Annotated in this window: 19 protein-coding genes and 1 tRNA gene; 10 read left to right on the forward strand and 10 right to left on the reverse strand. The window is 58.9% G+C overall.

The annotated features are described in order from the left end of the window. Positions 1–63 precede the first annotated feature (63 nt). The 3 genes from E1180_RS19010 (at position 64) to E1180_RS19020 (ending at position 4,946) form a co-directional block, all read left to right on the forward strand. Positions 64–933 (forward strand): ABC transporter six-transmembrane domain-containing protein, encoded by an 870-nt coding sequence (locus E1180_RS19010; RefSeq protein WP_155193718.1) that lies wholly within the window; start codon positions 64–66, stop codon positions 931–933. 208 nt (positions 934–1,141) lie between these two features. Next, positions 1,142–2,398 (forward strand): threonine ammonia-lyase IlvA, encoded by a 1,257-nt coding sequence (ilvA, locus tag E1180_RS19015; protein WP_283404508.1) that lies wholly within the window; start codon positions 1,142–1,144, stop codon positions 2,396–2,398. Between the two features lie 463 nt (positions 2,399–2,861). After that, entirely contained in the window at positions 2,862–4,946 is a 2,085-nt protein-coding gene (locus E1180_RS19020) for a putative bifunctional diguanylate cyclase/phosphodiesterase (protein ID WP_208997249.1), read from the forward strand. 7 nt (positions 4,947–4,953) lie between these two features. On the opposite strand, the gene ftsH is transcribed toward E1180_RS19020, so the two are convergent. From ftsH to E1180_RS19045, 5 genes are all read right to left on the reverse strand, one after another. Continuing rightward, a complete protein-coding gene (gene ftsH / locus E1180_RS19025) occupies positions 4,954–6,780 on the reverse strand; it encodes an ATP-dependent zinc metalloprotease FtsH (RefSeq protein WP_155193724.1) in 1,827 nt (608 codons plus the stop codon). A 157-nt stretch (positions 6,781–6,937) separates the two neighbouring features. After that, on the reverse strand, positions 6,938–7,525 hold the full coding sequence (locus E1180_RS19030; RefSeq protein WP_155193726.1) for a phosphatase domain-containing putative toxin: 588 nt from the start codon (positions 7,523–7,525) through the stop codon (positions 6,938–6,940). A 175-nt stretch (positions 7,526–7,700) separates the two neighbouring features. Beyond that, positions 7,701–8,738, reverse strand: coding sequence for a transporter substrate-binding domain-containing protein (locus E1180_RS19035; protein WP_155193728.1), 1,038 nt, complete (start codon positions 8,736–8,738; stop codon positions 7,701–7,703). Between the two features lie 177 nt (positions 8,739–8,915). After that, the gene (locus E1180_RS19040) at positions 8,916–9,986 is read right to left on the reverse strand and encodes an amino acid ABC transporter permease (protein ID WP_155193730.1); all 1,071 of its coding nucleotides are present in this window, start codon (positions 9,984–9,986) and stop codon (positions 8,916–8,918) included. Positions 9,987–9,990: 4 nt separating this feature from the next. Further along, positions 9,991–11,142, reverse strand: a complete 1,152-nt coding sequence (locus tag E1180_RS19045) for an ABC transporter permease subunit (protein WP_196220647.1) — start codon at positions 11,140–11,142, stop codon at positions 9,991–9,993. 104 nt (positions 11,143–11,246) lie between these two features. Between E1180_RS19045 and E1180_RS19050 the strand changes: the two genes are divergently transcribed. Both E1180_RS19050 and E1180_RS19055 read left to right on the forward strand, forming a co-directional pair. After that, positions 11,247–11,870, forward strand: coding sequence for a GntR family transcriptional regulator (locus tag E1180_RS19050; RefSeq protein WP_155193736.1), 624 nt, complete (start codon positions 11,247–11,249; stop codon positions 11,868–11,870). 198 nt (positions 11,871–12,068) lie between these two features. Next, positions 12,069–13,100: a Fe(3+) ABC transporter substrate-binding protein gene (locus E1180_RS19055; RefSeq protein WP_155193738.1), complete on the forward strand. Its 1,032-nt coding sequence runs from the start codon at positions 12,069–12,071 to the stop codon at positions 13,098–13,100. 257 nt (positions 13,101–13,357) lie between these two features. On the opposite strand, the gene E1180_RS19060 is transcribed toward E1180_RS19055, so the two are convergent. Then, positions 13,358–15,007, reverse strand: coding sequence for an ABC transporter permease (locus E1180_RS19060; RefSeq protein WP_155193741.1), 1,650 nt, complete (start codon positions 15,005–15,007; stop codon positions 13,358–13,360). Between the two features lie 196 nt (positions 15,008–15,203). Continuing rightward, entirely contained in the window at positions 15,204–19,982 is a 4,779-nt protein-coding gene (locus E1180_RS19065; RefSeq protein WP_155193743.1) for an ATP-binding protein, read from the reverse strand. A gap of 257 nt (positions 19,983–20,239) precedes the next feature. Between E1180_RS19065 and E1180_RS19070 the strand changes: the two genes are divergently transcribed. From E1180_RS19070 to E1180_RS19085, 4 genes are all read left to right on the forward strand, one after another. Continuing rightward, entirely contained in the window at positions 20,240–20,626 is a 387-nt protein-coding gene (locus E1180_RS19070; protein WP_155193745.1) for a phasin, read from the forward strand. Positions 20,627–21,156: 530 nt separating this feature from the next. Continuing rightward, a complete protein-coding gene (locus E1180_RS19075) occupies positions 21,157–21,672 on the forward strand; it encodes a phasin (RefSeq protein ID WP_155193748.1) in 516 nt (171 codons plus the stop codon). A 192-nt stretch (positions 21,673–21,864) separates the two neighbouring features. Continuing rightward, positions 21,865–21,941: transfer RNA gene (locus E1180_RS19080), tRNA-His, on the forward strand. Positions 21,942–22,073: 132 nt separating this feature from the next. Then, a complete protein-coding gene (locus E1180_RS19085; RefSeq protein WP_208997251.1) occupies positions 22,074–22,589 on the forward strand; it encodes a hypothetical protein in 516 nt (171 codons plus the stop codon). Positions 22,590–22,608: 19 nt separating this feature from the next. Here E1180_RS19085 and E1180_RS19090 read toward each other — a convergent pair whose 3' ends face one another. From E1180_RS19090 to E1180_RS19100, 3 genes are all read right to left on the reverse strand, one after another. Beyond that, entirely contained in the window at positions 22,609–22,914 is a 306-nt protein-coding gene (locus E1180_RS19090) for a GNAT family N-acetyltransferase (protein ID WP_155193750.1), read from the reverse strand. Between the two features lie 70 nt (positions 22,915–22,984). Then, positions 22,985–23,689 (reverse strand): pirin family protein, encoded by a 705-nt coding sequence (locus E1180_RS19095; RefSeq protein ID WP_155193753.1) that lies wholly within the window; start codon positions 23,687–23,689, stop codon positions 22,985–22,987. A 92-nt stretch (positions 23,690–23,781) separates the two neighbouring features. Further along, positions 23,782–24,384, reverse strand: coding sequence for a DUF3291 domain-containing protein (locus E1180_RS19100; protein ID WP_155193755.1), 603 nt, complete (start codon positions 24,382–24,384; stop codon positions 23,782–23,784). A 207-nt stretch (positions 24,385–24,591) separates the two neighbouring features. Between E1180_RS19100 and E1180_RS19105 the strand changes: the two genes are divergently transcribed. Continuing rightward, on the forward strand, positions 24,592–25,419 hold the full coding sequence (locus E1180_RS19105; protein ID WP_155194077.1) for a sulfite exporter TauE/SafE family protein: 828 nt from the start codon (positions 24,592–24,594) through the stop codon (positions 25,417–25,419). Positions 25,420–25,576 lie beyond the last annotated feature (157 nt).

The following is a 25,576-nucleotide window of genomic DNA, read 5'->3' on the forward strand; positions in this document are numbered from 1 at the left end:
AGTCCTGCGCGCCTAAGCCCGTTGGTCCGCCAGAGATCCTTAACCCCGTACATGCAGGCTGACATGCTTACAGACCGACCGCTTACCATCGGCACCCTGCTGCGTGTTTTTTCCAGGCGCATCGTCCTGACCTGGCTGATGACACTTGCCGAAACAACGCTCATGGCGCTGATCCCGCTGTTCATCGGCTTTGCCATTGACGACCTTGTGGAAGGGCGCATGGAGAACTTCTGGCAGCTTGCCGGCATCATGGCTGCCCTGATCGTGTTCGCTGTCATCCGCCGGATCTATGACACCCGCGCTTACGGCTCGGTCCGGGTGGCATTGGGCAAGGAGCAGGCGGTCCGGTCTTCCAGCCTCCCGGTTTCAGCCCTAAATGCCCGGTTGAGCATGGGGCGGGAGCTGGTCGATTTTCTGGAGCAAAACCTGCCCGATGCCATGACCGCAGCGGTTCAACTGACTGTTTCCGTTATCGTGCTTTATGCGTTTGCGCCAATGCTCGCCGTGGCTGCAGGTGCGGCGGCTGTTGCCATGGTGCTGATCTATGCTTTGTTCCATGGTCGCTTTTTCCGTCTGAACAGCGCGCTCAACCGGCAAAGCGAAAAACAGGTGAGTGTTTTTGAGCAACGCAAAAGCCGGCCCATTCATGTGCATCTCATGCGGCTGCGGCAGCATGAAATCCGGCTTTCGGATACCGAAGCTGTGCTTTACGGCCTGATCTTTGTCGTTCTGCTCGGCCTGATCCTGTTTAATCTCTGGTTTGCTGCTTCCAGGCTGGACATGACGGTCGGCACCATCTTTTCAATCATCAGCTATTCGTGGGAATTCGTGGAGAGCGCGCTGGCGTTGCCGGTCACCTTGCAAACCTGGTCGAGACTGTCTGAAATCATGCGCCGGCTGAACAGTGTCCAAGTGCAGGCTGGACCCGGATAAGCGGCTCTAACGCTCTCAATCAAGAGTGGTTTTTCCGCTCAAACAGAATCGGCGCGTTCCTGTTTGAGTGAGGTTTGCTTTGGCCACAGGGCAAAATCGCAACGGTCAAACGTTTCAAAATTTTCGGGAAATGTTTTAAGCATCGGTTTGGACGCTGTGCGTTAAACACAGGATCCCAACACGCCACAGACAACGGAAAGAAGAAAACGTGGGTCAGTTTGCAGACGAAGTCCATCAAATTCACAGTCTTCTGTCGAAGGTTCTGGATCCCACGCCGCTGCAGAAAAGCCAGTATCTTTCCGATCTTCATCAAGCGGACATCTGGTTGAAGCGCGAGGACCTGACACCGGTCCGCAGTTACAAGGTGCGCGGGGCCTTTGCCTTTATCCAGAAGGCACTGGATGCGGAACCGGACCGGTCCCTCTTCGTTTGTTCGTCCGCGGGCAATCATGCCCAGGGCTTTGCCTTTGCCTGCCGTCATTTCAGCAAGAACGGCGTTGTGTTCATGCCTTTGACAACGCCCCAGCAAAAAATCATGAAAACAAGGGCGTTCGGCGCGCCGCTGGTGGATATCAAATTGCTGGGGGATGGCTTTGATGCAGCCAATGCGGCTGCGATGCAGTATTGCGCTGAACAAAACGGGTTGATGGTGCCGCCCTTCGATCACCCGACCATCATCCGGGGACAGGCAACGGTCGGCAAGGAGATCCTGGAACAAAGCCCGGACGGTTTGACCTGGGACCGCTTGATCCTGCCGGTCGGCGGCGGCGGTCTTGCAGCCGGGATCACCCGTTATTTTGATGAAATGGGCATCGGAGCGGAGTTCAGCCTTGTGGAGCCGGACAAGGCGCCGAGCCTTTATGAAAGCCTGCGGGCGGGCGAACGGATCCGGCTGGAACGGGTGGACAACTTCGTCGATGGCGCTGCGGTGGCTCAGATTGGTGCGGAAAACTTCAAGCAGCTGGCCAAATTCTCGACCAATAACATGGTGCTGGCGCCAACCGACGGTGTGTGCGCCACCATGATCGACATGCTCAATGTTGAAGGCGTGGTTCTGGAGCCGGCCGGCGCGCTGGCCATTGACGCCTTGAAACGGCTCCCGGCCAATGAGGTGCGCGGCAAGAAAATCGTTTGTGTCATCTCCGGCGGAAACTTCGACTTTGAACGTTTGCCGGAAGTGAAAGAGCGGGCCCTTAAGTTTGACGGACTGAAAAAATACTACCTGATCCAGTTGCCGCAGCGACCGGGCGCGTTGAAGGATTTTCTTTCGTTGCTGGGACCGGATGACGACATTGCCCGGTTTGAGTATCTGAAGAAGTCAGCGCGGAACTTCGGCTCCGTGCTTTTGGGGATCGAGACCAAGAGCCCGGAGAACTTCAAGTCACTGCATGACAGTTTTGACCGCTCGGATGTCCGCTGGGAGGACATTACCTACAACGAGGCAATTGCGAATTTCGTAATTTGAGTGCGCGGCGCTTCGGGCCCGCTTGGCTTAAAGAACCTTTCCGAAAGCACGCATCAGGCTGATGTGGGTTTTTCAAAGACACTCAGAAGTTTATCGGTGACGTTGCCGGAAGCGTTTCAGACTGAGACAAATAGGTAGAATTGACAGTAATTTTAACGAAAGGGTTAACGCTTGCGTTCCGGAAAACCTTTGATAACATAGTATTAAAGTGGTTTTAACGGCGCGTTGCTGCGTGTTTTGGTTTTCCGGCTAACAAAAGGGCTATCGTTTACGAAAAGAGCCGATTTATTCTTTGGTGAGTGAACAGGACTTCAAGACTTGCTGTATATATTCAGCAAGTACTCCCCCGGAGGATTGAGACGTGCCTGGAACGCCTAGGGCTGTGGCAAAATTTTTGAGCGTTTTGTCATCCTGGCTGCCAAGCCTTAGGACTCGCTTTGTTTTACTTGTCGCTGGCTTGTTCGTGGCGCTTTCCGTCGTGATGATCGTGGTCGCCAGCTACCTTGACCTTCACGATGAAGAACAGCGGGCCGTTTCCGACGCACGTGCCATCGGCATTACGGTCAGCCGCCTGGCCGTTCCTCACCTGACCAACCACCACTATCTCATCTTGGAGCAGGAACTGGAGAGCATTGCCGCCGGCGGCCTCGTGGCTGTTGCGCAGGTCATGGATCCGGCGCGCGCGGTGACAATCGACAGTGATCCGGAGACAAGCTACTTCGATGACATCGAGACGCACCCGCTTATCCAGCTGGTCATGGAGACGGGCGAGGAACAAACACGCCAGACGCCCGACCTGATCGAGATCGCAATTCCGGTCCATGACATGGCAAAAGGGGACCTGCTCGGGGTGTCTCTTGTGAGCGTGGAGCGCAAGCAGACCGACGGAATGCTCTTTGCTATCTGGAGCCGCAATATGGTGATTGCCGGCGTGTTGCTGCTGTTCTGCATTCCGGTGACATTCCATTTTGCGGATAACTTCCTGCGGCCCATCAAGGCATTGACCCAGACGGCCCACAAGGTCAGCGAAGGCAGCTTTGATGCGCCATTTCCGGTTGAGCGGACGGACGAGATTGGCGTCCTGGCCCGGGCTTACCGCGATATGGTCGGGCGCATTCGCGACAACATGGCAAAAATCCATGAGCTTGCCTTTATCGATCCCGTCACCGGCCTGGCGAACCGGGAGCATTTCCGCCAGCATTTCACCAACAGCATCTTGAACGAGAACGGACAGCCCAACCGTCTGTCCGTCCTGTTTATCGATCTGGACCGGTTCAAGCGGGTCAATGACAGCTATGGCCATGACCATGGCGATGCGCTCTTGAAGGAAGTCGCCAAGCGGCTTGAGACGCTGATGGTATCCAAGGGCCTCTCATCGGACCGCTCGGGACAGGCAGTCGGACCAATGAACCAGGCGGCAAATCCGGAATTATCGTCGCTTGTCGCGCGGCTTGGCGGCGATGAATTTGCAATCATTGTTCCGGCGAGAAACCCTGTCACCAACATTTATGCGCTGACTGAAGATCTTGTGCAGTGCGTTGAACAGCCGCTTGAGATCAACGGCCTGACCATGACGGTCGGGGCAAGCATCGGGGTGTCGACCTACCCGGACGATGGCGAGGATTACACGGCGATCCTCAAGAATGCCGATATCGCCATGTACGCGGCCAAGCGGACAGGCGGCAACCGGGCCTCCTTCTACAATGAGATTGAGCGGAACTCCTGGTCCCGCGACCGGATCCGGCTGGAGGCGGAACTCAAGAACGCCCTGCTTCGCGACGAAATCGCCATTGTCTTCCAGCCGAAGGTCAATTGCGAAACAACCCAAGTCGTCGGGGCGGAGGTTCTGGCGAGATGGAACCATCCGGAGCGCGGCATGATCGCGCCGGGCGGCTTTATTGATGTCGCCGAAGAAAGCGGGTTGATCAACCGGCTCGGTGACCGCGTGCTGGAACTTGCCTGCCAGCAGGGGCGGATCTGGCTTGACGAAGGGATGCGCATGCCGCTCGCGGTCAATGTGTCCATCCGGCAGCTGGAAAAACCCGGTTTTGACCGGCGGGTACTGGATATCCTGGAACACACGGGCTTTCCGGCGGACCAGCTACAGCTGGAAGTCACCGAAACCGTGGCCATGGCGGATCCCGACCGGGTTGCCGCCGTCACAAAGCCGCTCCTGGACGCGGGCATTACCTTTGCGATTGACGACTTCGGGACCGGATATTCCAGTCTGGCGATCCTTCAGCGCCTTCCGTTCAACACCTTCAAGATCGACCGCAGCTTTGTCTGGGGAATTGGTGAGGATCAGCACAGTGATTCCATCGTGCAGACCATTCTCGCCATGGCCGAGAGCCTGAACTACGAAGTTGTTGCAGAAGGCGTGGAAACGGAAGAGCAACGCGATTTCCTGCGCAACAATGGCTGCTCAACCGCCCAGGGGTTCCTGTTTGCCCGGCCAATGCCGGCTGCTCATTTTGATGCCTGGCTGGAGCGGCACGCCAGTTGGCAGCCCGGCGGCGCGGCTTTCCAGAAGCCTTATTTTGCCGCCTAACTTTCGGCTACTCTGCGGCTGCTTCCCCTTGGCGCTCGGCCACGGGCCGGATCGCCGGGAAATCCTGATCGCTCAAGGTTTCCTTCGCCAGCAGAAGCGCCGCGCCGTCATCCAGATCCTTGCGCTGCGCCGTCAAAATGTCCTTTGCCTCTGCGTAGGCCTGTTCGACCCGGGTCTTGATGGCAAGGTCGATTTCCCGCTTTGTAGCCTCTGACGCGTCCGCACCATCGCCGGTCGGCTGGCCGAGAAAGGTCTGGAGCTGGGTTGCATAGGCGCGGTTTCCAAGCGCGGCCTCCATGCCGTAGCGCATCACCATGTCCCGCGCGACTTCGGTCACCTTCTGAAGATCGTCGGACGCGCCCGTGGAGATTTCGCCAAAGACGATCTCTTCCGCGGCCCGCCCGCCCATCAGGACCGCCATCCGGTTTTCCAGATCACGGGTGGACAGAAGAAACCGGTCCTCGGTTGGCCGCTGCATGGTGTAGCCGAGCGCGCCAACGCCGCGCGGAATAATCGAGATCTTGTGTACCGGATCGCAGCCTTCCAGATTGGCGGCAACCAGCGCATGGCCGATCTCGTGAAAGGCCACTGTTCTGCGCTCCTTTTCGGAAAGGATCCGGCTGCGTTTTTCAAGGCCGGCAATGACCCGTTCGACCGCCTCGTTGAAATCTGGAAGGGTCACGGCCTCCGCCTTGCGCCGTGTGGCGAGCAGGGCTGCCTCATTGACGAGCGTTGCGAGGTCTGCACCGGAAAAGCCAGCGGTCAGCTGGGCGACCTGGTCGAGATCCGCGTCCGGGTCCAGTTTGATCTTCCCGACATGAACATCCAGAATGGCCCGGCGTCCGGACTTGTCCGGACGGTCCACCAGCACCTGCCTGTCAAAGCGTCCTGCCCGCATCAGGGCGGGGTCCAGGATTTCCGGACGGTTTGTGGCTGCCAGCAGGATGATGCCGCTGGACGGATCGAACCCGTCCAGCTCCGTCAGAAGCTGGTTGAGGGTTTGTTCTTTTTCGTCGTTGCCACCGAATTGCCCGCTGGTGCGGGCCCGGCCAAGCGCGTCCAGTTCGTCAATAAAGATGATGGCGGGGGCCGCCTTGCGGGCCTGCTCGAACAGATCCCGGACCCGGGCCGCGCCGACCCCGACGAACATCTCCACGAACTCCGATCCCGAGATCGAAAAGAACGGGACGCCCGCTTCCCCGGCCACCGCACGGGCCAGAAGCGTTTTGCCCGTTCCCGGAGGCCCCACAAGAAGGATGCCTTTGGGAACATGCGCACCAAGACGGCCATAGGCTTTCGGGTCTTTTAGAAAATCGACAATCTCCTTCAGTTCCCGCTTGGCTTCCTCAACACCTGCCACCTTGTCAAAGCGCGCGTCGACCTGCGTTTCCACATAGACCTTCGCCTTGGACTTGCCGACGGTCATCATGCCGCCAATGCCCTGTTTCTCCGCAAAGCGGCGGATGAAGAAGGCCCACAGGCCAAACAGAAGCACCACAGGCAGGACCCAGGACAGGATGTCCCGAATGAAGGTGTTTTGAACAACCCCGGTGAATTTTACGTCGTATTTGGCCAGCTCCTCGGCCAGGGGCACGTCCACACGGGTGGTCACAAAATACTGTTTGCCGTCGTCGAGCGGAGCCTTGAACTTGCCCTCAATGGTGTTTTCTCGGATCGAGATCTCCTCGATCTTCTTGTCCTTTAGATAGGTCTCGAACTGGCTGTAGGGGATTTCTTCGATTGTCTTGTAGGCTGTCCACCAGCTCTGGAACATCAGCACCAGCATCATCGCGATGAAGGCGTACCAGAGATTGATTTGATGTTTCTTTTCCATGAATTGCCAACTTTCCAAGATCATCGGGAACGGCTGATATTGGCCCGGTTCCGCAAAGATCTGTCAAGGTGGGAGAAGCCTGGTTTGATGTCTGGCAGGACCGGAAAACGAGACGCTGGAACGCGGTTTGCTTGCCCGCGCAAAAAAAGGGTGCGTGTCAGGCTGCGGGGGACAGGTCCTTCAGCCATTGCAGCTGTTTGTCGCTTTCGATCGATTCAGCAAATTGCGCGCGAATGGCGGCAATAGCGGCTTCTGTGGTCAAACCTTGCCGGATCAACAGACTTGCGGCGATTGTACCCGAGCGGCCGGCGCCATAATGGCAGGAAAGGGCGACAGTCCCCCCGGCGGCGAAGACAGCGCGCAAGTCGGGCTCCACGGTAGCCCAGGCGTTTTGAAAGGTGCCGTCCGGGGCGTCGTAATCCGAGATTGGGAGATGAAACAAACGGATCCGGAGCTTTGAACATTCCTCTTTGAGTAATTGGAACGCATCAGCGGGTACTTCATGGCTTTCCACAAGCACAATCAAAATCTTGCAATTTGCCAAGGCGGGTGCGGACAGGGTCGCGGTCATGCGGAATGGATCCACATAGGCCGCTCCTGCAAAGTCAAACGCAAGGCCCGGAAACCCGAGCGTTGCAATGAAGCCGCCTTCGGGCAGGGGCAGGTATGCGCGGATGCTTGTCTCATCGTCCATCAGTTGGGCCCGCAGGTCAGATGGGTATTTTTCCATGGTTTTGGATCGCATGTTTATCTTTGAATTGAGCGGCCGTCATTAGGGCTGACGAAGGCCGGCAGGGAGCTCCGACTGAAGCGCCTTGAGAATGAGTTGCATCGCCAAACGGTTTTGAAGTTACAGACTTCAGCGTGTTTGGCGATGCTGGAATGCTGGAATGCTGGATGTTTCTCAAATCACCTGAGAATTAGCGGATCGGATAAGCATACATTTGGCCGCCATCAGCGGTCAGCGCGTTTGCGGTTTCGTTCAGCTCAAGGCCGAAGGCGGTTTCTTTGCCAAGATGCTTTTCGAAGACTTCAGAGTAGGCGCCAACCTGGGAGATCACCTGATAGGCCCAGTCTTGGGGCAAGCCGAGTTTCTCCGCCATTTCAGCCGTTGCGCTGTCTTCTGCAAACAGACGATTGACAGCTTTCGGATACGAGCCCAGGTCTGCGATGATCTGGTCGACATTGTCAGAGGTGATGCCGTAAACGTCGGCATTCAACATAACCTGGAAAGCCCAGAACACGGCAGCTTCCAGAGCCTGATCCGGCTGGGTCACGAGTGTCAGCGGCTCGGCAGAGATGACTTCCGGAAGAATTGTATAGGCTTCCGGGGTGTCCGATAGTAGGCGGTCGCTCAAAAGCGCAGTCACGTCAGAGGCATAGACGTCACACTTGCCATTGAAGAACGCTTCCAGGCGTGCGGTTTTGTCCGCTATGTTCTCCACCCGGTAAGAAATGGTCCGGTCGCTGAACCAGTCTGCAATGTTAAGGAGGGTGGTGGAGCCGTCTTCAGCACATACGGTTGCGCCCTCCAGCTGAGTGGCGCTGGTGACCCCGATTGATTTCGGGATCATGAAGCCCTGCCCGTCATAAAAGGTGGTGGCAACAAAGGCCATGCCCGCGTCCGCATCGCGTGTACCGGTTGCCGTGATGGAACGGGAGGCCATATGCGCGCCGTCGGCCACAAGGGTCTTCATGCTGTCTGAAAAGCCGATGCCGCGGATGTCCGCCTTGCCGGCATCGCCGAGAATGGCAGCCGCAGCCATGCGGCAGAAATCTGTGTTGAAGCCTTGGTAGACACCATTGCTGTCAGGTACGGAAAAGCCGGGGGAGTTCGGGTTAACCAAGCAGATCAGTTGATCTTTTTCCTTGATTTCGTCGAGAACCGGACCGGCCAGCGCCGGGCTGGCAGCAGCTGCGGTCATGGCCGCAACAAGAGAAGATAGGACGAGTTTCATCGCGTTAGTCCTTTTTGAACAGGAAGAAGCTGTGTTCGACGAATACTTGTATACAGGTATATTATTACAAATTCTTGACGGCGGCAAGCAGGTGGCGCGTTGGCGGCTGGAAGAGGCGCTTTGAAAGCCCGGCAAACCCGCCAAACCCTGCGGTCTGACCGCCGGACTTTCGAAGTCCTATCCTTTGGTTTGCTTGTGCAAGCTGCGTCCGACACTGGACAGGTAGGCGCAGGATAAAAAGAACCACACGCCAACAAGGCCATAGGCTTCCAGAGCATGGTCGCGCCAGCCTGGGTCGCCGAAGGATGCGCGGGCCGTTGCGGTCAGATCCAGGATCCCGACGACAATCACCAGAGACGTATCTTTGTAGGCACCTATCATGGAGTTGACCAAGGCGGGCAAGGCCCGCCGGATTGCTTGCGGAAGGCCGACAAAGAAGATCGATTGCCAATAGGAAAGGCCAAGCGAGCGGGCGGCTTCCGTTTGGCCTCTGGGAAGGGAGATCAAACCGCTGCGAATGTCCTCGGCAAAGTAAGATGCATGAAAAAAGATCAGGGCGACCAATGTCGCAGTGACCGGAGAAATCGACATGCCTTCGGGCAAGGTCAGCGGTAGAACGAAGATGCCGACAAAGATGACTGTCAGCATTGGCACAGCGCGGGTGGCCTCCACATAGCCGGCCGCGGCCCAGGACAGGCCCTTATGGGTTGTCTGTGTGCGGGCCAATGCCAGTGCCAGACCCAGCGGGAAGGCCAGGACAATGGCAATCACGGACAGCATCAAGAGAATTGGCATGCCGTTCCAGCGGACCGGGTCAACCGGTTCGAGCCCGAATACACCGCCGCCCATCAGAACAAAACACAGTGGAACGGTCACCAGCCAGGCGCAGATCAGCTGCACCGGAGACAGATGCGGCGGTTTGCCGGTCATCTGGCGGCACGTGATAACGGTCAGGGCGATCAGGAGCACTGACACAACCGCCGGGCGCATGTGCTGGCCGGCCGGATAAGTGCCGAACAGGATGAATCGGGCTTTTTCAACCAGGAACGGCCAGCAAATGCCTGTGTTGACCTGGCACGCCTCCGCCGCTTGCCAAGGCCACACGGCGTTTACAAACAGCCATCCGGCAGCGGACCAGGACACCGTTAAAACCAGCCCGGCCGCAAGAAAGGTCAGAAGGCTGGCGAGGGGCGTGCCAAATCCGCTCTTGAGAGCGGAGAGCAAAGGGGGCGGGACAAGCCTGGTCATGCTGTCACCGTGTTTCGCGGCCGATCAGCCGCGCCTGATACGTGTTGAGGGCCGTTGCGACAGACATGCAAAGCACGAGATAAAGCCCCATCGTGATCAGCATCATTTCGAGCGGCTTGAAGCTTTGGTTGATAACGGTCCCGGAGACCGACATCAGATCGGAATAACCCACTGCGATGGCAATCGATGTGTTCTTGATCAGATTGACATACTGGTTGTTCATTGGCGGGATAATGATGCGTATCACCTGCGGAAGGATAATGAGCCGGATGGTCTGCGATCGGGTCAGCCCAAGAGCCTGGGCGGCTTCGCTTTGGCCCTTGGGAACGCTCTGTAGCCCGCCGCGGACCACTTCGGCGATCTGGGCTCCGTGGTAGATGCCCAAGGTCACCGCGATAACGCAGAACTGCAGAGAAACGCGCGCACCGCCCTGAAAATCAAAGCCCTTCAGCTCCGGAACTGAAAATCCGGACGGAACTTGAAATAGAACGCTGGCCGCCAGGACACATACGATGGGACAGCCTATCAGCACGCTCAGCGGCATGGGCGTGCTGCGGCCCCAGTGCTTTTGAAGATGTGCTTCGATCAGTCTTGGTAAAATCAATCCGGCGGCGAGCGCCAGCAGCAGGATCCAGCCCTTTCCGTCCCACAAGGGGACCGGAAAGTTGAGCGATCTGTTGGAGAGATGAAACGGCCCGGCAGACATAGCTTCGCGCACATGCGGTAACCCGTTCACCGCTGCAACAAAGAGCACAAGGAGCACAAGCAATTTCGGCAAGTTGCGGAACAGTTCGACATAGGCCACGGCCAGCCAGCGGCCGGCCGGGCTTGGTCCAACGCTTACCAGCCCCATAAGAACGCCGATGACGGTCGCAAGTATGATGCAGACGCCGGCGAGGAAAACCGTATTTGCCAAGCCCGCGAGGATCACACGGATATAGGAGGACCCGGGAGAGTAGGGGATCAGCGTCTCACTGACATCAAATCCGGCCTCCTTTGTCAGGAAGCCGAAGCCGGGATGCACTCCGGCAGCTGCCATATTCGCCTGAATATTGGCCAGTGCGAAGGCCAGCAGCACGGCAATTCCGGAAAGAACAAAAACATCCGAAAGACGTATTCGCCGCTTGACGGGTGGAGGCGGGCTTGGTGGTATCATGACTGTCCGGTATACGTGCTGCACTGCAAACATGTATACAGGTATGTAAAATTTCCGTAAAGTGACACTTTCACGACAAACACCAGGACACCCACTGCGGTCCCATGAGCCAAGCTTCCCACTTTGATTCCAAATACACCCGAACCCTCGACAGCCTGCGCCGCAGCATTTGCCTGGCCGCGCCCGGTGCGGGTATGACCCTACACGAGACAGCCTTGACGGCGGAGTTTGGCATGTCCCGCACACCGATCCGTCAGGTCTTGCAGCGGCTGGCTTATGAGCGTCTGGTCGAGACGAAAAGCGGCGTCGGCACGGTCGTGACCGCCCTGAAAGCGGAGAACCGGGAGCGTGACCGTTTGGTCCATGCCGGAATGTTGCGGACCGCCGCGGAGCTCGACATTGCGGAGCTGACCATCGCGCAACATTCGGAGGTGCTTGCACTGGACGGCATGATGGCTCTGGCCACTGAAACCGACCGGGCCTTGCAATTTGATGTCTTCAGCAAGATCCACGGTCTGTTGTCAGAGCTTGTCCCCGACCTGATCCTGCAGGCGGCTGTGTCCGCAAGCTTCTGGCGCAATGTCCGCTGGCACATGGCCGATCAGGCTGAAAACGCGGGTGTGGCGCTCACCGCTTTGAAGCGCATGACAACTCTGCTCACCTCATATGAAGCGCGAAACGGCAAGGACCTGATCCTGCGGCTTGCCGATGGGCAAGGTGATAGGTGACGGTGTAATACCTCTCTGCTGGAAGCACTTGCTCTGCCCGTTGCGGCACCAAAATTGTGCCCCCGGATGGCGTGACGCCGTCAAAACGGAAAAACTTGATTGAAAAAGTCCGATTTTAGTTGACCTGTGCGCTGGTTCCTTTACCTGAGTGTGCAGGTCATGTTTATGACCGCAACAATTTACAACAGGGAGCCACCTATGCCCTCTTTTCGTTCGACCCTGTCCTGTTCGGGTCTCGCCGCTGCGCTGCTGCTCGCGTCATCTCCGCTTGCGCTCGCCGAAGGTGAGTTGAACCTTTATTCCTCCCGTCACTATGACACCGACGAACGCCTCTACTCTGATTTCGAAGAGCTGACCGGCATCAAGATCAACCGGATCGAAGGCAAGGCCGACGAGCTGATCGCCCGTATGGAAGCAGAAGGCGCGAACAGCCCGGCCGACATTCTGTTGACCGTCGACACGTCCCGCCTGGAGCGCGCGAAAGCCGCCGGCGTCCTGCAGTCTATCGATTCAGAGGTTTTGGAAACCCGTGTTCCGGCCTACCTTCAGGACGATGAAAACCAGTGGTTCGGCTTCTCACAGCGCGCCCGTATCCTGTTCTATGACAAGGAAACGGTCGATCAGCCGCCTTTGACCTACCAGGATCTGGCAGACCCGAAATACAAGGGCATGATCTGCATCCGCTCGTCGTCCAACGTTTACACGCAGACAATCACCGCAGCACTGATCGACCATCTCGGTGAAGAGGCCGTGAAGGACTGGGCAACAGCAGTTGTCGGCAACTTCGCCCGTGACCCGCAGGGCGGAGACACCGACCAGCTGCGCGGTATCGTTTCCGGCGAATGCCAGATCTCCATGTCCAACACCTATTACTTCGGCCGTGCGCTGCGCAAGCAGGTCGACGGCGTGACCGAGAGCAAGGACAAGATCGGCTGGGTGTTCCCGAACCAGGACACATTCGGTGCCCATATGAACCTGTCCGGTGGCGGCGTGGCAGCCCATGCTCCGAACAAGGACAATGCGATCCTGTTCCTGGAGTACCTGGCCTCTGACCAGGCGCAGCAGTACTTCTCGGCAGGCAACGACGAATACCCGGCAGTTCCGGGTGTCGGTATCAGCCCGTCCGTTGCAACGCTCGGCTTCTTCAAGCCGGACGACCTGGATGCGTCTGCGATTGCGGACAACATCTCTGCAGCTCAAAAAGTTCTGAACGAAGCTGGCTGGAAGTAAGCTTTAAAGCTTATAACCGTTGGCCAAGAAACCCTCCCGCCCCCACAGCGGGAGGGTTTTTTCGTTTGGGCTCCGGCAAACCGCGCTGGATCGGGTTCGTCTTTCGCTTCGTGAAATTGAGAATTTCAACGCAAGAGACGAAACACTTTGACTTCGATTGAAGGCGGCGCGCGTTAGAGCATCGGGCGTTTTCTCAGGAACGCCCAAAGCTAATCCAGGTCAGCCGCCCCTGAATGGGAAAGCGATCTATCAGTCCGTTAGGATGGCTGGCGGTGGCGTTTTTGGCGGGCAATCGACCGGCAGACCAGGATCACCGGAAGCAGGCCGGCCGCGACAATCACAAGCGAGGGAACGGCAGCGCCTGTAAGCCGCTCGTCGGACGCCAGCCGGTGCGCTTGAACAGCCAGCGTATCGAAATTGAACGGCCGCATGATCAAGGTCGCCGGAAGCTCTTTCATGACATCGACAAAGACGATCAGAAGCGCCGTGAAAACGGACGGGCGCAGGATCGGCATGTGAACGGACCAGACCATCCGCAGCGGTGACCTGCCAAGCGTGCGGGCGACTGCATCCGTGTTCGGATTGACGGTGCCCAGTCCGGCCTCGACCGTATTGAGCGCGGCCGCCATGAACCGCACCATGTAGGCCATCACGAGGACGGTAATGGTGCCGGTGAAAATCAGACCGGTTGAAATGCCGAACCACTCCCGCATGCGGGCATCGATGCTGTTGTCGAGAAAGGCGAACGGCACCAGCAGTCCAACCGCGATCACCCCGCCGGGCACAGCGTAACCGATCCGACTGATGTGACCCGCCATGAAGGACAGGCGCACCGGATGAAGCCGGGTGTTGAAGGCAATCAGCGCGGCAGCGGTGACGGTGACCACGGCGGCGGTGCCTGCAAGGATAACCGAGTTTTGAATGAAGCCGAGATAGCGCTGCGAGAAAAGATCCTGTTCAGACCGCAGGCCCATCTCGAACAGCAGAACCAGGGGAAGCACAAACCCGAACAGAACCGGCAGGCCGCAGGCGGCCCAGGCGCCGATGCGGCCCCATCCGGTCAAGATATGCGGGGGCATCAGTTCAAACCGCTTGCCCGCATGGTGATTGCGCGCGGCGCCGCGCTGCATCCTCTCCAGGATCGCAAGAAACAGGGCGAAAACCAGAAGGCAGAGCGCCAGCTGCGCGGCAGCGCCCCGGTCGGCCAGTGAAAACCAGCTCGAATAAATGCCGGTTGCAAAGGTCTGGATCCCGAAATAGCTCACCGTTCCGAAATCTGCGATCGTTTCCATCACCGCCAGAAGCACACCGCCTGCAATGGCCGGGCGGGCCATGGGCAGGGACACATGCCAAAAGGCCCCCCACGCGCCGCGTCCCATGGTGCGGGCCGCCAGATTGGCTGTCGCCGACTCGCGCAAGAAGGCGGCGCGGGCGAGCAGATACACGTAAGGATAAAGCACAAGGGTGAGCATGATGGCCGCCCCTTCGACACTGCGGACTTCGGGAAACCAGTAGTCCCTCGGCCCCCAGCCGAACACAGAGCGCAAGGTGGTCTGAACCGCGCCCGGATGATCGAGAAAATCCGTATAGGCATAGGCCATGACATAGGCCGGAAAGGCGAACGGCAGGGCGAGCGCGATTTCGAACACCCGGACGCCCGGAAAACGCGTCATGGTCACCAGCCAGGCCGTTCCGGTGCCGATCACCGCCGTAAATAGGGCAACCAGAACCACGAGCACGGCGGTCGTCCATGTGTAGCGCCACAAGACCGTGTCCGCGAGATGGCTCAGCGTCTCCAAGGAACCGGTCACCGCGGCAAGAAGCACAGCTGCCATCGGCAGCAGGCACGCTGCGGCGGCCAGAAGTGCACCGGCAGACAATGGCCAGCTCGGTGTTCCGGTGGGCATGCTTTTTTCGGCAACGTCTTCAACGGTACTCTGACCGATTACGTCTGTCAGCGGACGCCCCTTTCAAATCTCCAGCGCATGCGTTTTGGTTCAATGGCGGCGAAAAACTGCCGCGCGCCTTGATGCCCTAGGTGACAAACTGGAGCCCTAGCGTCAAGTTAAACGTCTTGGGGTGAGGCGTTGTGGTCCGGCTTTTTTACTCGGACAGCACCCGTTGTGTCGGGAAGGTAATTTCCACAAGTGTGCCCTGGTCCGGAGTGGAATCGATGTGAAAACTTGCCCGGTTGGCCTCAACAAGCGCCTTGGTCAGCGGCAGCCCGAGACCGGTGCCCCCGCTTCGGCTGGCGGTGTGAAGCTGGCGGAACGGTTCGAGCGCTGCGGCCAGCTGCTTGGCGGTCATGCCTGTGCCCGTATCGCGCACGCGCATGACAACCTCGCCGGAAGTCTCCAGCGTGGTCGAGAGGATCACCTGGCCGCCCGACTTGTTGTATTTGATCCCGTTCGACAGAAGGTTCAGGACGATCTGGCGGAGCGAGCGCGGATCAGCCACCACATTCGGCACGGATTCCGGCAGGCTTGCGCGGATGATCACCCGGTCCCGGTTCGCCTGCGGCTGCATCAGGGCAACGCACTCATTGATGATCTCGTTGGCAGAGACAGCGGCGAATTTCAGGTCGAGCTTGCCCGCCTCGATCTTGGACAGGTCCAGAAGGTCGTTGATCAGGCTCATGATGTGGGAGCCGGACGTCCGGATATCCTTCAGGTAATCCTTGTAGCGGTCATTGCCGATGGCGCCGAAGCGTTCTTCCATCATCACTTCGGAAAATCCGATAATCGCGTTCAGCGGGGTGCGGATCTCGTGGCTGATCTTGGCGAGGAAATCGGACTTTGCCGAGCTGGCGTTTTCCGCCTGCCGCTTGGCATGGGTCAGTTCTTCTTCAGCCGTCTTCCATTGAGTGATGTCGCGCAGCACGACGCAATATTTCGGATCTTCCTTGGTTGCGCTGATCCGGCCCATGGTCATGAACAGCGGGATCAGGCCACCAGCCGGGATCTTGCCGAGAACTTCCCGGCCATCGTTCAAGATGCTGGCAACGCCGTTGCGCGACAGCCCGTCAAGATAGTCGGCGGCGGCGCGGTGGCTTTCCGGAGCCAGGAAGTCGGTAAAGGGCGCCCCGATCATATCGGCCCGGCCTGCGCCGAACAGGGCTTCAGCGGACCCGTTAGCCTTCACGATGATGCTTTTGTCGTCGAGAACCAATACACCATCCGTTGCCGTTTCCAGGATCGTGTCCATCTCGGCGATCTGATTGCGCGCGCTTTCCAGCTCGCCGCGCACCTCAGCAAAGAAGTTGGGGGAGGCCGGGGCGGATGCTTCAAGGGATTGCGGCTTTGACGGCCGCTCCGTGATCGACACCATCAAGCCGCGCCCGCCGTTCCAGGGAACGGAATGCATATGCGCATCGACGGAGCGCACGCCGCCATCGGCAAGGCGCACTTTCATGGGTTCGTCGACCTCACCGTCCATCATGCCGTCGGCATCCGGCAGGTCTTCCGTCTCATCGATAAACAATGCTTCCAGGCCGCCCGCTTCCCGCAGGGCCGCTTGCGAGGTGTAGCCCAGCAGTTTCAAAAGGGCCTTGTTGCCGTAAAGCACTTCGCGCTCGTGAACGATGGCAATGCCAATCGGCAGCCGGTCCAGCAAGGACGGATCAATCGGCCCGGCTTCGGGCACTTCCGGCGGGAGTTCTGCGGCCAGATCGTCAACGGTCTTGGTTTCTTCCGGGTCCGGCGCATCCCAGTCTGCCAGGTCGCCTTCAAGACGCGCCCCAAGGGCTTCGGCGATTTTCCGGAAGGCCTGGCGTTCCGGCCGGGACAGGCTGGACGTATCGACCGGCACAACACGGGGCACTGCGGTTGCAAGCGGGATCACCTTGCCGGTGACCGGGCGGTCATCGTCTTCAGGGCGATCGTCCGCCGCTTGCTTGTCTGGAGCGGCGCTGTCTTCCTCTTGGGCCGTTTGCTCTTCACCTTCAAAGGCAGCCGTCTCTTCAAAGAACTCCCGCTCGTCCGCGTCAGCTGCGGCGTCATCGGTCTTCTGGGTGTCTTCAAACTCAGGATTGTCTTCCGGCGCCGCTGTGTCATCGGCGGAAGCGTCCTCAAGATCCGGTGCCTCGGCATCCGGTGCCGCCGCCAACAGATCATCGGCCGTGCCGTCAAAGTCCGGTTCATCCGCCGGGTCTTCGAAAAAGTCTCTCGGCGTAGGCTCCGGCTCGACAGATTGCGGCGTGTCACCGGACAAGAGCGAGGTGGGCGTTCGCGGCTCTTTCTTGTCCGTCCTGTAAGTCTTTGCGAGTGACTTCACCGCGCTTTCGATTTCGGCCGGGGCAAGCGGGGCAGGGCCGGAAATACCGGTTGGTTCCGTCTCCGTCTTGACCGTTTCCGCCGGTGCATCCTTCGGCTCTGCATCGGGCTCTGCGGCTGCAGTTACAGCGCTCTCGTCCGGCTGGACAGGATTTGTGTCAGGACGGGCAGCACTTGCATCATCCTGCGGTTCTGCCGGAAGGGCCGTTTGGTCCCCCTCAGCGGCTGCATCTTCGGAGGGTGCGGATACCGGAGCATCTTCAGCTGCGGGGGCGCTCACATCTCCACGGTCTCCCGCATCAGCTGCTGGCAAATCCGCATCGGCCATCTTCTGGTCCAGCATGGCGCCCGGTGCCTCAGAGCCCTGATCCTCCGCATCGGCGGGCTCTGGATCTGTGGATGAGTTTGCCTGTGCAGCATCGTCGTCCGGTTCGGCGGGCAGATCACTTGAAGCCGGGTCAGGCGTTTTCGTGCCGGTGGTTTCTGGGGCGCTGCCGGAGCTTTCTGGCGCCGCAGGTGTCTCTGCTTTTGGGGCGGGACGGCCGGTGAACTTTGCCAGGGAGCCGACAAGCGCGGCCGCGCTCGATCCGATGAAGGTCTTACCGGCGAAGGTCGCAGGCGGCGCCGGCTTCAGGTCATCAACGGACTCTTGTGCCTCTGCGGCCGCAGACGTGTCCTTGCCCTCGTCTGGTGAAGGTGAAGCTGGGCCTTCCGGGGCGGTGTCCGCTTCCGGAGCAGCGTCCTCAGCTTCCAGCGCTGCATCAAGCGACTGAGCCGCAGCCGCTGCCGCCTCATCCTCCACAATGTCTTTTTCGTTCAGGGCGAGCGCATCATCATCTTCGGGCGCGCTATCGCTGTCAGCGCTGTCCACCAATGGTGTTTCCGGCTCAGACGATGCGACAGGCTCTGCTGCTGTGGTGTCCTCTTCGACAGTCTCTTGCTTGTCCTCGTCCTCCGGATCTGCCTCCCGGCGGCTGGTCGCAAAATCCTCGTCAAACGCGGCAAGCGCCGGGCTTAGGGGGACCGCGCGCGTGTCCTGGACCGCATCCGCCGTACGGCACACACCAAACCCGCGATAGCCTTCAAACAGACGATCCCGGTCAAAGGCAGGCAATGCGGCCATGTCGACTGGGACGCGCAGATCCGCCCCGGTGACCGGCCAGTTTACGGTCTTGCCGCTCCAGGTGTCGCGACGGTCGAGCGCCCGGGCAATGGTGCCGCGCGGGTCGAGGTCAAAGCGCTCGGAAACTTCCGCCCAGGACTGACCGACAATATCTGTGGCCTCCGGTCCCAGCACGTCGGAAAACTCGTCCGAAAGGAAGGTGAACCGCTGGTCGATGTCCATTTTCCAGGCAAAGCGGACCGGCCGGCGGCGCGGCTGGAATACAAAACCGTCGCTGGTGTGGGTTTCGTCCTGCGCCTTGCTGTCAGTATCTTCAGTGGTGGCGTCCGCGCCAGGCTCTTCTGGTGTGTCCTCTGCCTGTGGATCGGCGGCGGCTGCCTCATCTGACGTATCAACCGGCGGTTCGGCTTCGGTGCCCTTGGTGCTGTCTGCGGCACGTCCGGCAGCAGTCTGATCTGCGATGGTCAAAGGGGTATTCAGATCGGCGGCCTCAGGACCCGGAGCCTGTTCATCTACAGTATCAGCACTTGTGTCCGCGGGTGCCGGATCATCGGACGCAGTGATTTCAATGCTTGGCGGCGCATCGTCTTCAACGGGAGCTGAGGACACCGGACTGGCCACCGCGTCTTCGTCCAAACTTTCGGTGTCTGGCACGTCGTGTCCGGTCTCAACGCCCGCCGGGTCAAGGTCGATGTGTTCAGATACAGGAACATCGGGGACAGAAACATCGGGAGCAGGGATTTCAGGTGCGAAGCCTTCAGGGGCAGCGGTGGCGCGCTCTCCGGCATCCTCGTCATCGGCGCGCACCCACATGGAAGCCCCGGCCTCATCCGCTGCGTCTTGAGCGCTTTCCAGGTCTTCTTCAAGCGGGTCATCAGACAGAACGATGATCCTGTGACCCGAGTCCGAACGCAGCAAAACGCCGTCGTGAAAAGTACCTTCAAGGTCCAGCGGGCCGAACAGGGCCGGCTGGTCTTCCAGGAGCTCGGGATTTTCCGGCACACCGGAAAGAGCGCCGGCCGTGCTGGCGACCTGGTCCTGGTCGAGCACAAAAACGGTTTGTCCGGTCCCGGCCAGCATGGCCGCGAAACTTGCGACCGGATCCTTGGTCAGGGCCAGGCCGTTATCGCCGCACACGATCAGGGCCGCGTCATCGCCATTGTCAAGCGTCAGCCGCTTGCACTGGCAGGTCAGCAGCATCACCCGCAGGCCTTTGTAAAAGCGCAGCCTGTCGATGCTGAAGCGGTCGGTTTGGCCGGAGGCGGCAATGCGCGCGATATGCGGGCGGGCCGGCGAGCGTTCCAATGTTTTCAGGGCCGCAAGGTCAGACGCCTTGTGCGCGGAGAAGAAAGCAGCCCCTGCGGCATTCGCCCAGAGGATCCTGGACCCGTCAGCGGACCACAACCATGCCGCACGTTTGTCATTGATGAGCGGTGCCAGATCACTAAGCGCAGTCATTTCCAAAAATGACAGGATCTGGTTGTCCATAGCTGTGCTCCAAACTTGTCTTTCGACACGTGTTGACGGGGGCGCGGCTGCCGGATCTGCCCGCAGTGTTAACACTCCGTTAATACAAGCAATCCCGGACGTCGTCCATGTAAACCATGGCCAGTAAAGGGCTTACATGAAGGCGTGGTTAATTGGGCCAAGGGTAATTTGCCGGATTGCCATCTGCGTGTTACGAATTTTTGGCAAGTAAAGATCCTGCATGATTTTTTCGAGCCTGCCACTGGAGGAGTGCCGATATGACTACGAACAAGCCCGGTTTCGAGATCCCCGACCAAATGCGCGATTTCGCCGACAAGAGCGTCGATCAGGCGCGCAAGGCGTTTGACGATTTCATGGGGGCAACCCACAAGGCAGTGACCAATGTGGAAGACAGTGCCAATGCCATGCAGGCCGGTGCTGCCGACGTGAACAAGAAGGCCCTGACCTTTGCCGAGGAACAGGTCAACTCGGCGTTCGAATTCGCCCAGGAGCTTGTGAAAGCGGGCACTGTGGAAGACATGATGAAGCTGCAGCAGGACTACATGCGCAAGCAGATGGAGACGCTTGGCGAGCAGGCGCGCGAAGTCTCCAATACAGCGACCAAGACGGTCCAGGACGCGGCCAAGGGCTTTTCGCAAACCTGAGTGAACCTTGCTCCCGGCGGGCGGCGCGCTGCTCGGTTGTGACGTGGTCGAGCAGCGGGTGTTTTGAACGAAACGCCCCGACGCTCGAGATCGGCGGGCGGTAATCCGGACCCGGTTTTCCGCCCAAAGCTGATTGGATAGGGAGTGATGCGTCTGGCCGCGCCACAGCCGGGTGAGTGCATAAAACACATCCGATGAAAGTTGAAAATTGATCGATATGCACTTAAAAAGTGCGTCATTGTGTTTTGTGGGTCTTTGGCAGGCGGTCTGTTCCGGGTCTCAATTCCGGTGGTGTACTGGTCATGGCTCCAAGGGTTGACGCAATCCTGTCAGCTGCTGTCCGCCGCCGGGCGGACAAAAAAAATCCGGAAACCCGACGTAAATCTCATTGTGCAGTGCAAAAAAATATTGCAATGCAACATAGGATGCCTTATGTAAGGGCCTGCGGATGACGACAGGGTCCGCCGGACAAGGGTTCGGCGGGAGTACCAAACACCAATGATCGCATCCGGACTCAAGGAGATGAGATCATGACCGACGCTACAACAACTGAAAAAGCCGCTCCGAAAACCCGTGCGACACGCGCAAAGGCAGCACCGGCTGCTCCTGCTGCGTTCCCGGATTTCGAAGCTTTCGCAATGCCGAAAATGGAAGTCCCGGCTATGTTCCGCGAAACCACTGAAAAAGGCATCGAGAACGCACGGGAAGCTTATTCCAAAATGAAGACTGCTGCTGAAGACGCAACAGACCTGATGGAAGATACATTCGAAACATCCCGTCAGGGCGTTGTCGAGTTCAACCACAAGGCCGTTGACGCAGCTAAGACCAATGCGGATGCCGCTTTCACCTTCATGAAGGACATCATGTCCGTGAAGACCCTGGCAGAAGCCATTGAGCTGCAGTCCACCTTTGCACGCCAGCAGTTCGACACGCTGAGCGCCCAGAGCAAGGAAATGCACGAACTGGCCACCAAACTCGGCACCGACGTTTCCGCTCCGGTCAAGGAAGCCATGGAAAAGTCTTTCAAGGACCTGAAGGTCAACTAAGGCCTTCACTGCCGAAAAGGCAGTCCTGACAGAATGCGCAATGCTCGGAGCACACCGCTCCGGGCATTTGCTTTTCAACAGCTGAAAATTTTACAAGATTCCGGCTTGCCGCGTTCAAAAAACGAGGGTAGAAGACGCGCTAGCCATTGGCGGGCCGGGCAGTTTGCTCCGCGCCAAAGACCATGCCTTTAAGCAGACGTAGCTCAGTTGGTTAGAGCGTCGGATTGTGGCTCCGAAGGTCGGTGGTTCGAATCCACTCGTCTGTACCATTCCTGAAAACGTCCCCCAAAAAACTCCAAGCTGGTTGCCGTGCGCATGCCGGACAGGGCCCGCGAAGCTTTTTAACCTTAAGCTGTTAGTCTCCCGCATCTGCTGCAGTCAAAGGGCATGGGAGATTGGACATGGCGAAGGAACGGTTGGGGCTTTGGGGACGGCTGATCCGCTTGCCCGGAAATTTGCTGCTGGCCCTGATCAACGCAACGGCGCTCCTGATCATCGCCGCCTGTGTGCTTGTTCTTCTGGTGCTTCACCGGGTCGATGAGGCTGGAACACGAGTGGCCGGTGCCGTGACCGGGGCGACCCTCGCCCGGCTGCAGGTCACGCCGGCCGAATTCAAGGAAAATCTGGAAGGTCTGGACGACCGGTTGAAAGAGATTTCGGACCGGCTGCAAAGCGCAAACCTGCAAGCCGATCCAGCGCTTTTGCGCCAGCTCACTCAACTGAACACCAATCTTGAGGGCTTGCGCCAGGCAGCCGACGGCATTCGCGCCGCCGGGCCGGACATCACGGCCGCCGCCTTTGAGCAGGCGGGCGAAGTCCTGACCAACAGTCTCTACACGCTACGCGGCTGCGGCGTTCCGACCAATGTGGTGATCCCCGAAGACGGAGAGCCGCCATCCGCCGCACAGGCAAGCTGATAAGCTGGACGGCAGGCCCCTATCCCTGAAAAACGTCCGCCCATTCCGGGTGTTTTTGCCGCTGCGCATTCACATAAGGGCAGAGCGGCACGATCTTGATCTTCTTTTCGCGGGCATCCGCCACAAGCCGCTCGACCAAGGCCTTGCCGATCCCCATTCCCCGCATTGCGTCTGGCACGCCAGTATGGTCCGCAATGATCAGATTTTCGTTCACAACGGAAAAGGTGAGCTCCGCCGGGTCGGCAATGCCGCTGACAACGGCAACATAGCGGCCTTTCGCACCTTCATGTTCAAGGGTGATGGTTGGTGTCGCAGTGTCGATCATTGAAATCTCCTGAAAACTATCCCCCTCTCCGAGGAGGAGAGGGGGAGGACAATTTGAGCCTGTTTCCGCTTTATGCGGCGAGATCAAACAATAGGAAATCGGCATTTTCCTGTGCTGTCAGGGAAATGGCGCCGGTGTCCCAAAGGCCAAGGCCGTCACCGGCGGTCAGCGTTTGTCCGTTCACCGACAAGGCGCCCTTGATCAGCTGGATCCAGACCTTGCGTCCGGCCTTGATGTCGTAGGCAAGGCTGCGGTCGGCCCCGAGAAGGGACGTGTAAAGGTCCACATCCTGGTGGATGGTAACGGACCCGTCGCGGCCATCCCGCGAGCCGATCAGGCGCAGGGCGTTTTCGCGGCCGTCAGCCGGAAAGGCCTTCTGCTCGTAGCTCGGTTCGATCCCATCCCGCTCCGGCACGATCCAGATCTGGAGGAAGTGGACCGGGTCCTTGTCCGATGCGTTGTATTCGCTGTGGCGGACACCGGTGCCCGCACTCATGCGCTGCAATTCGCCCGGACGGATCACCGACCCGGTGCCGAGGCTGTCCTTATGCTCCAGCCCGCCGGACACGACATAGGAGATGATCTCCATGTTCTGGTGCGGGTGGGCCGGGAACCCGGCGGACGGGGCAACCCGGTCCTCGTTGATGACGCGCAAGGCGCCGAAACCGATATAGTTCGGATCAAAGTAGGAGCCGAACGAGAAGGTATGCTTGCTTTTCAGCCAGCCGAAATCGGCATCGCCGCGGGCGTCAGAGGCGCGATAAATCTGGTTCATGAGAGTGATCCTTTCCAAGTCCTGGCGGGCATGTCCCGCGCTGTTGGGCATAAGATCGTCACAATCACCGTTCTGTACAATGACCCTGGCGTTTAACGATTAGTCGTCATTTTGTGAACAATCCGAGGGCGGGTGAACGCCTCACCGCTCTCTGCAAGGGCCCGGTTTTCCCTTGCGATGGCTTTCACGCGCGCAGCATCCGGTTTGATGGCCTGGCCATTTGGAGCAAAAGCCTTCTTGAATGAAAATGCCCGGACGCTTGGCCCATTGTCCATCAGGTCTTCAAACCGGTTGACCGCCTCGCTCCAGTCTGGCCGGTGCCCAGCCGGGATCCACCACAGGACAAATTCCGGAATGCCGGGTCTTGCGAGATGCCACATGTTGCCCTGCCGGTAGGCATGTCCATGGTGTCCGTGATAGGTCGCCGCCATCAGGACCTCCATCGTTTCCCAAACGGACAACGTGGACGGCGCCCAGCCGTCACCGTTCAGGTTCTCCCAGCATTTGGGAAACACTTGGGTTCCCCAACTTTCCGGACCGTCCTCGCCGTCATACCCGGAGCGGGCGATGAAGCCGTGGGCGCGGTCCATTTCGGCAAACGCGCCGGGCTCGGCATCACGAAACCCCTTGATGGCGTCCGATTGATAGGGCGCGATGAACTGGTTGAAAGTATAAACCGCAAGATGGGCGGGCATTCGGCCTCCTTTTGAACTCGCCCGGTCTTTTAAACGACCAGCCGCCGGACGAACATTCTCAGCGTGTGGTTTGCTCATTTTTCCGGAATGCGTGTCTTTCCTGCGTCACATTCAATTTGTTCCTGAAAGGAAAGAGTGATGCGCGCTGGCCTTTTCCGGCAGCATGGCTATTGTCTGGCCGTTTGGAATGGGCGGCAGGGGTGCGCTTTGGAAGATCTTAGCTTTTTGTCTCTTGGACTGCTGGCATTGGCGCTGCTGGCAACGGGTGTTGTGGCGGGTATCATTGCCGGTCTTCTGGGTGTTGGCGGCGGCATCGTCATTGTCCCGGTGCTCTACTATATGTTCACCGCCCTTGAGATCGACCCTGGCGTGCTCATGCATGTTGCCGTTGGAACGTCGCTTGCGACAATCCTGGCGACCGGTACATCTTCCGCGCGGGCGCATTACAAGCGCGGAAGTGTCGACATGGATCTCCTGAAGCGCTGGTGGTGGGCCATTGCGCTGGGCGTTGTGGCCGGGGCAACCCTGGCCGGAAACATTTCCGGCGGCGCGCTCACACTCATTTTCGGGATTGTGGCTTTGGCCGTGGCCGCCAACATGATGATCCGCAAGGACGGCTCCCACCTTGCCGACAAACTTCCCGGAACGCCAATTAAGGAAACACTCGGTTTCCTGATCGGCGGCATATCCGTCATGATGGGGATCGGCGGCGGTACGCTCGGAGTGCCAACCTTGACGCTGTTCAACTATCCGATCCGCAAGGCGGTCGGAACGGCAGCGGCCATCGGCTTGATCATTGCGGTTCCGGGCACGTTGATGTCGATCTTCTTCGGCTGGGGTGTGGAGGGCCGTCCGCCCTTCTCCTTGGGCTATGTCAACCTGATCGGCTTTTTCCTGATCATCCCGGCCTCGACCTATGCGGCCCCGCTCGGCGCGAAGATCGCCCATGCCATCGATCCGTCCAAACTGAAGCTGATATTTGCTCTGTTTCTGGGTTTCACCGGAGCGCGCATGATCTACGACGTGATGGTCTAGCTCATGGCATGGCCGGGCAATTTGGGCAAACGGCCCGGCAAAGCAGGCGTCCGCCAGACACAAACCTAAAGGGCCAGGCCGGTTTGGCCCTGCCCATGCGCGTGCGGCCGGGGGTGGTTTGGGGTCCGCCTGCGAATGGCCGCAACCACCCAAACCG

The sequence above is a fragment of the Roseibium denhamense genome (assembly GCF_009711415.1).
In the GTDB taxonomy this organism is placed as follows: domain Bacteria; phylum Pseudomonadota; class Alphaproteobacteria; order Rhizobiales; family Stappiaceae; genus Roseibium; species Roseibium denhamense.